This window comes from Okeania sp., assembly GCF_983059655.1.
Window position 1 is genome coordinate 2205 of sequence record NZ_CEZPJD010000128.1, and the last position, 11711, is coordinate 13915.

Here is an 11711-nt window from a genome sequence, read left to right on the forward strand (position 1 = left end):
ATGATAGCAATTTCATTATCATTATATTCTTGTTCTTCTGGTTGATTCATAATTTCTATTATTATAGTTATGTCTTAAGTTTTAACTTTTAGTCCAGTAGGGTGCGTTAGACGGCAGTCGTAACGCACCATTCTTGGTGTACTTTTGGTCGTCGAGTAGGGTACGTTATACGGCAGTCGTAACACACCATTCTTGGTGTACCACTTTTGGTCTGTACTTAATGGTGCGTTACGGCGCAAGCGCCTAACACACCCTACTACTTTCCTAACTTTTGACTTTTGAATTTTGACTTTTGAATTTATTTTTGAGAACGGAGTTTTTTCCGAATATTGCCCCTTTCACTTTTCTTAGAAAGACGTTTACTTACACGCTTCTCATAATTAACTTTGCTCTGTTTATTTGATTCTGCTGCACCACCATTGATAATAAACTCGCTTAATGAATGAACAGTTGGGTTAGCTAGCAAGTCAACAACCTTCAAATTACTCATATCAAATTTTTCTTGCAGCTTTCCATATACCTGTATCAGTAGTACGGACTTACCTCCTAATTCAAAGAAGTTGTCATAAATTCCGACCTCTTCTATTTGCAGTACCTCCTTCCAAATAGCAGCAATTTTTTGCTCAGTTTCATTTCCTTGCTGTACAGTTTGAGAACTACCATTTTTCTCAGGATTTTTTAACCGTTTCCGGTCTATTTTTCCATCAGATGTTAATGGTAGTGTCTCTAACTGGACAAAAGCATAAGGCATGATTTGACTGAGAGTTCCAAAGCGATCGCGCACTTCCAACTCTTGCAACTGACTGAGAGAAAATTCTGTTGTCTTAGAAGTAAAATAAACAGTTAACTGTTGTAAACTCTGACAACCTCCTTTGCCATTCTCAATTTGATGCTCTAATGTTTCTAAAATATACTTACCATCTGCTCCTTCTGTTGCCACAAAAGTCCGGGGTGATGCTGTAACTTCAGTTGTCAGAGTAGGCATTTCTAATCGCTTGGCTAAACCAATGCGCGCTGGTTTCCCTGTCAGACCTTTAGGAATAGCATTCATCCAAACTAAACATTCTGGCAACCACTGGGTTTCCAGTTCTTTTTCTTTCATGGCAAACTGACGTAATGCTGCCAGAGTTGGTCGCGACTGATTTGGAACTGGTACTATTGCTGCTCCCACTACTTCTCCTAAAAGTTCGTGGGGGGCTGCAAATACAACTACCTGACCTACTGCTGGATGGCGCTGCAATACATCTTCTACTGCCATCGGGCTAATTTTTTCCCCTGCTCGGTTAATAATTTCTTTGAACCGACCCACCAGATAAACATAACCATCTTTATCTTTATAACCTTTATCCCCAGTTCTTAACCACCCCTCAACAAAAGCTTCCTCATTGGGATTATAATCCATCCATTCCCGTAACTCATACCCGGCAGTGACGCAAGCACCTCTGACCATCACCTCTCCCTCAGCATAAGGTTGTAGCACATTTAATACCTGTTTCCCTTGGTCATCTGCTTTGACATCTCCAATAATTAATTTAGGCCCAGCAGCACGACCAACAGAACCACGCTTGAGTAGCCCCTTTCCTACTTCTGGACTACAAATAGGCATAGATTCAGTCATAGCGTAGGTAGGCAAGACTTCACAGTTAAATGCTGTTGCCATCCGGTCAGCAATAGCTGGTAGCAGTGCTGCCGAACAGTTACGAATTAAGCGGAGGGAATGGTTAGGAGCTTTACCTGTTTCAGCGATCGCTTGTTCTGCATATTCCAAAATTGCTTGGTGCATTGTTGGTACAGCAGAATACCAAGTGACTTTCTTTCTATCGCTTCCCTCATCAGGTTTCAACCACTCAAAGAAATCACCCATTCCGTTTTCTGTCGCATATAACCCAGGCGTGCAAAGTACGCTAGCACCAGCTAACACCGAGGCGAGAATATTCACAGAAAGACCATGGATATGAAATAGCGGCATGATATTAATACAGGTGTCCTCTGGAGTCACTTGTATAGTCCGACTAATAGTCAGGGAACCTGAAGTCAAGTTTCCGTGAGTCAGAGGAACGGTTTTTGGTTTTCTTGTTGTACCGCTAGTATGGAGGACTAAAGCTACATGGTCACGAGTAGGTTTATTATCATCTGTTGTGATTGGTTGATGATTTTCCTTATTCGTAGTAACTTCTTCCAGGGTAAACAACCCACACACTGAAGTATCAGGTATTAGCTCAATAACTCGAACCCCTAAACTTTCAGCACAAGCTTTTAACTTAGCATTATCATTGCTGTTAGCTTCTCCTCTTTGCAATACCAAAGCTACTGCACCCAAGTCTTCCAACTCAAATTGAACTTGCTTTTCCGTCAGAGATGTGCTAATAGGTGCAAACACGCACTGTTGTGCTAGGGACAAAAATGCTGTTGCTGCCTCTGGCCCATTGGGAGTAGCAGCACAAACACGGTCAGTTATTTTAATACCCAGATAGCTAAGACTGGCGTTATCTGGAGGTGACTTAACAAAATCTTTTAGTTGTGAATGAGTCAGAGGTTGGCGATCGTCGGTGCTATATATTGCTGGTTCATCTGTACCTGGTAATAAATCTGCCCAGGTTTGAAATTCTACCGATTTTGCGATCTCGTCTACTTCACCAGGGGCAGTATCTGGCAGATTTTCGTCAGCTATTGGCTGTAGGTCTTTTGTGCTATTCTTACCGTTGCCGTTGTTTTCTGCTACTTTTGTTTCCTGAATAACTGGTATCACTGGGTAAGCTTGTTTGCGCTGCACGACTACCGCTACTTCTTCTATTTCGGGATGCGATCGCAATTTTTCTTCCCAACGATTAATTAATTCTGAGTCAATAACTTCTAAACTTGTTAAAGCAGCTTCATCTATTTCTCCCGATGCTGTTTTTGGTAGATTAGAAACAGGTACATAAGCACTAGGGAGAAAATCGGGATATATATGAGATTCTAGGAAAGATTTTACTTTATCTACAGAATAATTATCCTCAATTACCACATAAGCAACCAGTTGATTATTCTTAGCCAAAACAGCAGATTCTTTAACTTCAGGAATAGATTTTAAACCAGTTTCTATCAGATTTATTTTCCTTGATTGACTATGAATCTCTGCCTTACGTTTTGCCAGATTTTCTGATATCTCTAAATCATTTATTTTGGTCTCTGGAGCATTAATTGCTTTTTCTAGAAGCAATAAGTAGGAATCTGTTAAAGCTGTAATTGTTTCCGCTTCAAATAATTCAGGATTGTAAGTTAAAGAGCCTTCTATCCCCTTTTCAGACTTTAAGAAAACCAAGAACAATTCTATATCTGAAGGGAATTTTTCCTTTATTGGAGCTCCCTTGAAATTAGGAGTTTCAATCTGCTCTCCTCCTCCAAAGTCCATATAGTCGAAGAAAATCTGAAATAAATTTCTATATTGTTGATAGTCTTGTTGTTGATTCAGAAATTCTGCTACAAAGTTTAGAGGAATATGTTGGTTAGCATAAGCTTTTATCGTTACTTCCTTAACGTTGTTCAGTAATTCTTTAAATGTAATAGAACTATCAGGTATTTTGCCTCGCAATAGGATACTATCAGTAAAGTAACCAATGGCAGATTCTATTTTGTGGTGTAACCTTCCCGAAACTGGGAGACCAACTACAATATCCTGTTTTAAAGAGTATTTAAATATCAATACATAAAACACTGAGAGAAAAATAACTACAGGAGTAACATTATATTGATTACTGACCTTTTGTACTAAAGACCATATACTCGCAGGTATGGGGAAGTACTTTCTAACAGCTTGAAAGCCTGGAGATACTTGAAAAATATCAGATGGTACAGGATATAAAGTAGAAATATTTGCTAGTTCTTGTTTCCAATTATCTATTCCCTTTTGTAATACTTCTCCTTGTAACCACTGCCGCTGCCAAACAGAATAATCTCCATATTGGAGTTCTAATTCTGGTAACGGAGATGCCTTTTTACTCAGATAAGAATCGTACAAAAGTATATGTTCGCGAAGTAAAAAACTGTGAGATAAAGCATCACTAATAATATGGTGAGATACTAATAATAATACTCCTTCTTTCTCACCACACCTCAAGAGTTTTAAAGTTATTAGCGGTCCTTTAGATAAATCAAAATATTGTTGGGCTTCCTGTTCAATAGCCTCTTCAATGAGACTTGCTTGCTCAGTATTACTTAATCCTTGATAATCTACTACTGAAATCTCAGATTCTAAACTAGGAAGAATTTCCTGAATTAACGATCCTTCAGGAAAACTGAAAATAGTCCTCAAAGTTTCATGACGACTAATCATTTCATTCCAGCTTTTTTGTAGCAGTGGAATATCTATTAAACCTTCAAATTTTAGAGCTGTAGTTACATTGAGATTCAGCTTATTTCCCATTAACTGATCTATAGTCCAGAGGCGTTCTTGTTGATAAGTAACTGGCAAATCTTCATCCCTACCAACCGGAACTAAAGGCACAGATGTAGCACTAACATTACTACTTTTTTGCTGGAGTAACTGGAGTAATTCTGATTTATTTTTGGATAATAAATCGCGGATTTCTGTTGTTAAAGCTCCCTTGGGGGCACGAATTTTTAACTCATCACCTTCAGCCCATAATTTAATGCCTTGGCTAGAGATTTGAGATAGAACTTGGGTAAGTTTCATAGAGTAATTTCCTCCATATCTTCTTCGTTGATTTCTTCAGTTGATGAAGTATCTGAATAACTAACTTGTTCTAGCAATAGCTGTTCAGATATTAAATTAACTATTTCGGAAATGCTAATACCTTCAATTATTGTTTGCATAGGTATATCAAATCCCAATGCCCTTTGGATGAGATTTCGTAGTTCAACTGCCATCAAAGAGTCAAGCCCCATAGTAGTTAGAGATTCATTTATATTTACTGTTTGGGAACCTGTCATGCCAAAAATCTTAGCTACTTTACCTTTGAGGTAATCTACTAATATTTTCTCTTGCTCTTCTGGTGATGATTCTTTTAGCTGATCTAAAAGTTTCGTTTCTGTTGCTATGACTCCAGCAACATCTTTTTGCCAATATTCTAAAAACCTCCATTGATTTGCTCTGTCTTGCCAAGCTGACCAGTCAATTGGTACTACCCCAACTTCTACATCCTGACTACCTTTACCACTCATTAACACTTCCATAGTTTCTAATACCTGATCCGGGCTTAGTGCTCCGATACCTTGTTTTTTCATCCTCACATCTGCTCCTATGGCGGCAGCTTCCCCTATCTGAGAAACCGTACTCCAGTGAATACTCAATCCTGGTAGTTTCATGCCTCGGCGATAATGAGCTAAAGCATCCAAAAAGGCATTTGCTGCCGAGTGGTTGGGCTGACCAGTTGAGCCTAGTAAAGATGCCCCTGAAGAAAACAGTATGAAAAAGTCTAATGGCTGGTTTTGAGTCAATTGGTGTAAGTACCAACCACCATAAACCTTGGGGAACATGGTTTTCTCAAAGTTTGACCAAGTTTGATTTTGCAGCACCCCGTCTGATAGTACACCCGCAGAGTGTATGACTCCTGCTAATGGTGTGTTTGAGTTATCAATCCTCTCAATAACTCCTTTGATTGATTCCCATTCTGACACATCGGCTTTTTCTACTTTTACAGATGCCCCTGCACTTTCTAAATCTGCTAGTTTTTCTTTGACCGTCTCATTTGGTTCCCTACGTCCCAGTAACACTAAATTTTTGGCTCCTTTGGAAATCATCCAACGAGCTACAAGTAAGCCCATATCTCCTAAACCTCCTGTAATTAGATATGCAGCGTCATCACGGAAACTTACAGGTTTATCAGGTTCTTGTTTGGGCTGAGTCACCACAATTTTGCCTATATGTTTAGCTTGCTGCATATAACGGAAGGCATTGGTGACTTCCTCGATGGGGAATACTTTTAAAGGTGGTGGTTTGAGTAAGCTTTGGGAGAAATCTCCTGTTAACTCCCGGAACATGGAATTAATTAATTCTGGATCTTCCTGAGACTTTCGCACTAAATCTACTACCGAATAAGATATATCTGGTCTGACTTCTGCTACTTGGCTAGATGTCCATACCCCCCGTTTGGCTATCTCTACAAACCGACCTTGAGAACTAACTACTGACAAGCCTTTACTAACAAAATCTCCTGAAGTTAGAGAGTTCAGAACAATATCTACTCCTTGCCCTTTGGTAAATTCCATTACCTGGTCAGCAAACTCTACAGTCCGAGAGTTCATAATATATTTGACTCCCATTTGCCGTAGAGTTTCCCATTTTGGAGGACTTGCCGTAGCAAAAACTTCTGCCCCTGCTTTTTGAGCTATTTGCAAGGCAGCCATACCTGTACCTCCTGCTGCTGCGTGAATCAGGATGCGGTCGCCTTTAGTAATCTTGGCAACGTGATGTAAGGCATAATAAGCAGTTAAGAAGTTAGCTGGTATTGATGCTGCTTCTGCAAAAGTTATATTTTCTGGCTTCGGCACTACATAGCTGGCATTAACTGTCACATATTGGCTAAAGCTACCTTGAGCCATAGCTATTACTTCATCCCCAATTTCTAAACCTTTGACTCCTTCTCCTACTGCTACTACATAACCAGCACATTCTGCCCCAAATCTATCCATCTCTCTCAAGTGCTGTTGAGATACACCGTCTACTTCATCTGGTACTAATCCTAATGTAGCCACCAAATCTAGGAAGTTCAGTCCAGTTGCCATCACCTGAATTTCTACTTCTCCTGCGGCTGGAGAATCTCTGTTAATTGGTTCTAAGGTTAAACTGTCTAAACTACCTTTTTCTGATATTCCAAGCTTATATGGTTCTAATGGTATTGTCAGTCCTTCTGTTGCTACGAGTTGCTGGTGATGACTTGCCACCATCCTCGCTACATAACGAGAATCTCCACGCAACCCTACCTGATCTTCTGGATCTTCTGACCAGATTTCATTAAATAGTGCATTAGTTTGACTCTCTATAGTTGCCTCTGGATCTAAATCTATCCGTACACAATTGAGTTCTGGATGTTCTAAGTTAATAACTTTACCCATTCCCCATAGTGAAGATTGGGCTAAGTTGGGAATAACTGGTTCATTTAATGGTACTGGTTGAGCACCAGAAGTAACTAACCATAAACGAGGTGGCTGAGATGGATTGTTTTGTACCAGTGCTTGAACTAAAGATAAAGTTGTTCCACACCCATATCGTGATAACTCATCTATTTTTTCACGGCCTCCAGTTTCCGTCGTCCAACATTGCACAACTCCATACAAGGAAGAAACCGATCCAATTAGTTGTTTAAAATCTTCTGGGTTGTCAGGATTAATAGTAAATTCTCCTGACTCAAGCTGTTGATATTTCTCTCCTGCAAATACTAAGGTAGGAACACCTCCTTTTGCCTGTAACTGAGTAGCTAACTTTTGAGCTACTCCCTGTTTATCTGCTAATATCAACCAATTTTTCGGCTCTGGCAATGCAGTTGTTTCGTCTGCTTGAGCCATAAACAAGGTTTGTTGTTCAGACAATTCTGGAATTCCTTCTAACTCAGGTAGGGCTGCAACTTCCGCAAAACCTGTTTCTTTCAATACCTCTTTCCATCGAGAGCGAGTTAACAAAGGATAGTCTGGTCGCAGTTCCAAATCTTGGTATCTCCACCATCCATCTAACAAACCAAAGATTAAATCTCCTATCCTGTTTTTAGTTGTTACTTCTAATAACAACAACACTCCTCCTGGTGCTAGGAGTTTTCTGGTATTAGATAATGTTTCTTTGAGATTTACTGTTGCGTGGAGAACATTAGCTGCAATAATTATGTCGTATTGATGAGCCTCAAACCCTTGATTTATAGGGTCTACTTCTATATCCAGAGTTTGATAATTTATGAATTTATATTCCTCGAACCTTTCCTTGGCTTTTGAGGTAAACAGTGCGCCGATATCTGTAAAAGCGTACTCAGTGCTATTTTTTGGCAGCAAAGGCAAAAGATAACTGGTTGTTCCTCCTGTACCTGCTCCTATTTCCAGTAATCTTACTCCTCGTGATTTTGGTAATTTTTCTATTGCTTTAGCCAATGCATTTTCAACCAGGGTGTTCATCATCTTAGCTTGGGTTGAATCCTGATATAATCTGGTTGCTGATGATAGGTCTCCTGATGGGAATACTAATTGCACAGGATCTTGCTTGCCTTGCAATACTTCCCTTAGTTTAGCTCCGCAACGATTTAATAGTACTAATTCGGCTTCGGCGAGGGGATATTGACTGAGTAACTCTTCCCCTCTTTTCTCCCCTTGATTCATCAGGCTCTGATCCAAGGTTTGCAACATTTCCCACTCTTTGTCTGTTCCCTGGGAAGATAGCTCCCGAATAATTCCATCTTCTGCAAGAATCTGTAGCATTCGTTTGAATAATCTTTTATGTTCTGGAACTATCTCTAATCTTTGAGCCTCACTTTCACTATTAAATTTATCTCCAGCCTTATAAGGCCATCCCATTTGATTGATAGTCTGCAACACATACTCCCGACCTAATTCATCTAACAGACTGGGAATAATTCGATAACTCTTTAGGTCTGGCTGATTTGAAAATTCCGTAACTATTGGCTGTAGTTGCTGTTCAACTTCTTTGGGTGTTAGCAGATAATCTGGTGGCAGTAGTCTTCCTAAACGACCTTTACTTCTCCACTCTATCTCATACAAGGAGTCAATAACACTTTCCTCTTTCCTTCCGAGTAAAGCTTCTTTACTTGCCAACTTGACTTTTAAACCGATAATCTTAGCAACGACTTCTCCTTTCTCATTGCTCAAGATGACATTCGCTTTCAAATTTTCCTTCTGGGGAACATCATTTTCTTCACTGGAAATTGATGCGTGTGCCCACAAATATTCTCCTGGTTGAGTGTAGGTAATTAACTCCTCTACCCCTACTGGTAAATAGGTTTCCTTACTTCCACTTTGTTCTGGGAGAGCATTAAAAATCACCTGAAACGCAGCATCCAATATAGCTGGATGTATGTTATACTCCTCTATCCCTACTGCTATTTCTTCAGGAATACCTATCTTGCCGATCGCCTGATTTTCTCCTTTCCACAACTTTTGAATACCTTGGAAAGTCTTACCATAACTAATCCCTTGTTGTTGAGTTTTTAGATAATGTTGTTTAACTTCTACAGAGTTACTACATTCTCCTAAGTATTTATCTATCTCAAATTTTTCATCACTCACCTCTGTTGCAGGTTCAATTTCTCCCGCAGCATGGAGTGCCCACTTTTGGACTTCCAGATCGTCATCTTGTTGTTGACTAAATATTTGAAACTGAGTAGTTGTGTCTGATTGAGTCAGTATAGTCTGTACTATTTTCCGTTTACCCTCCGGCAACACTAATCCACGCTCTATCTTCAGATTTTTTACAATTACATTGGGAGTTTGATAATGATTTCGCCCGATCGCTGTAGCTATCTCTAAGTATGCTGTTGTTGGGAACAGAGCTTGGTTAAATACTCTGTGGTCTTTCAGGTATGCTGGATTTTCTGCCCCAATGAATGACTCAAAAACTTTTTGTTGACCTGCAAAGTTGATTTGATGACCCAATAAAGGATGTATATCTTTTACTCGTTGCCCATAACTAATCTGATATCCATTGACATCAGCCCAATAACTTTCCCGTGCAAATGGGTATGTAGGCAATGGTACTTTCTGACACTCATAGTCTCGATCAAATCCTAACCAGTTTACTTTTGCTCCTTTTGCGTACAACTGCCCCAGACTTGAGAGCATCTGCTGCCATTCACCATTCAAAAGCGCAGCATCCTCTGACCTCCCCCTTTCTAAGGGGGATGAGAGGGGGATTTTATTCGGGCGCAATGATGGCAGCCACATTCCCGAACTGTCTGGTAAACATTGACGGCCCATACCTAACAATATTGGTTTTGGTCCGATTTCCAGGAAGGTTTCATAACCTTTTTCCTGTAATGCTTTCATACCTTGAGCAAATCTTACTGGTTGACGTACATGACTTACCCAATACTTAGCTGTTGTAATACTTTCGTCTGCTACTGTCCCTGTAACATTCGATATTACTGGTATCTGAGGTTGATTATAAGTGAGTTGATTTGCTACTGCTTCCCATTCTGCCAACATTGGTTCCATCAATGGTGAGTGGAAGGCATGGGATACCTGAAGTTGCTTTGTTTTAATTCCTTCTGACTCTAAACTGCTGACAATTTCTTTTACTGCTTCTGCAACACCTGATATTACTGTACTCCTTGGCCCATTTATTGCTGCTATAGCTACTTTGTCTGTGTATGGAGCAATCAGAGATTCTACTTTTGATGCTGATGCCATTACAGCAACCATTTCTCCACCTGCGGGTAACTGTTGCATCAACCGACCCCTTGCTGAAATTAGTTTGAGACCATCTTCTAAACTAAAAATTCCTGCAACTGTTGCTGCCACATATTCACCTACACTGTGACCCATGACTATATTTGGTTTAATACCCCAAGATTCCCATAATTTAGCTAGGGCGTATTCTATGGCAAATATAGCGGGTTGAGTATAAGCTGTTTGGTCTAGGGGCGATGTCTCTCCATCTTGAGGATAGATAACATTTATTATGGATTTTCCACTCAGCCTCTCTAATATCCGGTCGCATTTATCAATAGTTTCTCGGAATAAGGGAGATTTTTGATACAGTTGCCTTCCCATGTTCACATATTGGGAACCTTGACCTGTGAATAAAAAGGCTATTTTTGGTGCAACATTTTTTAGGAGTTCTCCTGAAAATATTCCTGGTACGGAAGTTGCATGCAACGTTCCTTCTGCTTTGTACTGCTGGAGTTTCTCTGCTAACTCTTGTTGGCTTGCAGCTACAACTGCTAGTCTGTGGTTAAAGTGAGTCCGCCCTGTGTTAGCTGAGTAGCAAATATCGGCTATCTTTAGTTCTGGATTCGTTTTGATATAATCTTCATAACTACTAACTAACTCGGAAACCGCTACTTCTGTTTTAGCTGATAGAGTTAAGAGGTGTAGTGGACGTTCTAAAGAATTCTCACTATCATTATCATTTTTGACTTTTGACTTTTGACTTTTGACTTGCTCTGGTGCTTCCTCAACAACCAAATGAGCATTTGTGCCACTAAAACCAAAGGAACTTACTGCTGCTCGTCTTGGCTGGTTTGCTTCTATTTCCCAATCTTTGTATTCTGTACTGACATAAAAAGGACTATTCTCAAAGTCAATATGGGGGTTTGGTTGACTATAATGTAGCGACGGCACAAACTTCCGATTTATCAAACACAAAATTGCTTTAATCAAACCAGACATCCCTGCAGCTGTTCCTGAATGGCCAATATTTGTCTTGACCGAGCCGATCGCACAAAAATGTCTTTTACCAGTCCACTTAGAAAATGTTTCTGTTAAAGCCTCTACCTCTATCGGATCTCCCAGTGGTGTTGCTGTACCATGAGCTTCTACATAACCTATGGTTTCTGGGTCAATTCCAAACTGCTGATAAACTTTCTGCTCTAACTCTGTTTGAGATTTACCACTTGGTGCGCTGATGCCGTTAGTGTTACCATCATAATTTATTCCTATTGCTTTGATGACTCCGTAGATTTTGTCTCCATCTTTAATTGCCCGATCGTAGCTTTTCAGCAATACTACACCACAACCTTCGCTCCAAGTTGTACCCGATGCTGAAGAATCGAAGG

2 protein-coding genes are annotated in these 11711 nt (G+C 40.0%); both read right to left on the minus strand.

Going from position 1 to position 11711, the window contains the following annotated elements; all coding sequences use genetic code 11:
- Positions 1–298 precede the first annotated feature (298 nt).
- Positions 299–4675 carry a condensation domain-containing protein gene (locus tag AC3DU7_RS09970; protein ID WP_488039197.1) on the minus strand — a complete coding sequence of 1459 codons (4377 nt, stop codon included), beginning with the start codon at positions 4673–4675 and terminating at the stop codon, positions 299–301.
- The gene (locus AC3DU7_RS09975; RefSeq protein WP_488039198.1) at positions 4672–11658 is read right to left on the minus strand and encodes an SDR family NAD(P)-dependent oxidoreductase; all 6987 of its coding nucleotides are present in this window, start codon (positions 11656–11658) and stop codon (positions 4672–4674) included. Before AC3DU7_RS09975 ends, AC3DU7_RS09970 begins: the two co-directional genes overlap by 4 nt.
- Positions 11659–11711 lie beyond the last annotated feature (53 nt).